The organism is Stenotrophomonas sp. GD03877 (assembly GCF_029840555.1).
Taxonomy (GTDB): domain Bacteria; phylum Pseudomonadota; class Gammaproteobacteria; order Xanthomonadales; family Xanthomonadaceae; genus Stenotrophomonas; species Stenotrophomonas geniculata.
The window spans coordinates 1-1,123 of record NZ_JAOCCT010000079.1; the positions used below are offsets into that span (position 1 = coordinate 1).

Genomic DNA, 1,123 nt, shown 5'->3' on the forward strand with positions numbered 1-1,123 from the left:
CCCTTCAGCGTGCGCTTCATCGAACTGATGCGCACCGGCGACAACGAAGCCTATTTCCAGCGCCACCACCTGCGCGCCGACGTGGTGATCGAGCAGCTGCTGGCGGCTGGCTGGCACGAACGGCCGCGCGCCGCCGATGCCGGCCCGGCGCGTGAGTACAGCCACCCGGACCATCGCGGCACGGTGGGCATCATCGCCCCGTATTCGCGTGACTTCTGCAAGGGCTGCAACCGCCTGCGGGTGACCGCCAAGGGTGACCTGCGGCTGTGCCTGTTCGGCGAGTTCGGCGTGCCGCTGCGCCCGCTGCTGCAGAGCGACGATGACCATGACGCGCTGCTGGCACGCATTACCACGCAGCTTGGCCTGAAAGCGGCCGGGCATGGACTGCACCAGGGCCAGACCGGGCTGACCCCGCACCTGGCCTCCATCGGAGGATGAGCAACACGATGAGTGGGGAATTGAATGCGGCCTTCCATATGGCCGATGTCCGCGACAAGCGCATCACCCGCCGACGTGCGGTGGCGGTGGGCGAGCTGCATGCCGGTCCAGTGGCCTATCCGCTGATCGTCGAGCGCCGCCTGCCCAAGGGCGATGCGCTGGTGATGGCCGAGATTGCCGGCCTGCAGGGCGCCAAGATGGCCTCGATGCTGATGCCACTGTGCCACCCGCTGCCGCTGGAACTGGTGCAGGTGTTCTGCGCGCCGGTACCGGAACGGCAGGCGATCCGCGTGTGGTGCGAGTGCGCCAGCGAGGCGCGCACCGGCGTGGAGATGGAGGCACTGGCCGGCGTCAACGCGGCGCTGCTTACCCTGTACGACCTGAGCAAGCCGGTGGAACCGGCCCTGCGCATCGAAGGCATCCGCCTGCTGTTCAAGGAAGGCGGCAAGCGCGGTGTCTGGCTGCACCCCGACGGCATGGACGATGCCGAGCGCACGCGTTTCAAGCCGCGTGCGCCGAAGGGCCTGGAGGGCGCGGCCTGCGCGGTGATCACGCTGAGCGATCGCGCCAGCGACGGCACCTATGAGGATATCTCTGGCCCGACCCTGGTGACCGGCCTGAAAAAGCTGGGCGGCGAGGTGGTGGCCGCTGAGGTGTTGCCCGATGGCATCGAGCCATTGGCGGG

At 68.6% G+C, this 1,123-nt stretch carries 1 protein-coding gene and 1 pseudogene; both read left to right on the forward strand.

What is annotated here, in order from left to right; translation table 11 throughout:
- A pseudogene (moaA, locus tag N5D20_RS24655) lies at window positions 1–438 on the forward strand (GTP 3',8-cyclase MoaA); the annotation flags it as partial.
- 8 nt (window positions 439–446) lie between these two features.
- Window positions 447–1,123: cyclic pyranopterin monophosphate synthase MoaC (locus N5D20_RS24660; protein ID WP_279947558.1), on the forward strand; the 677-nt coding region annotated here is incomplete at its 3' end.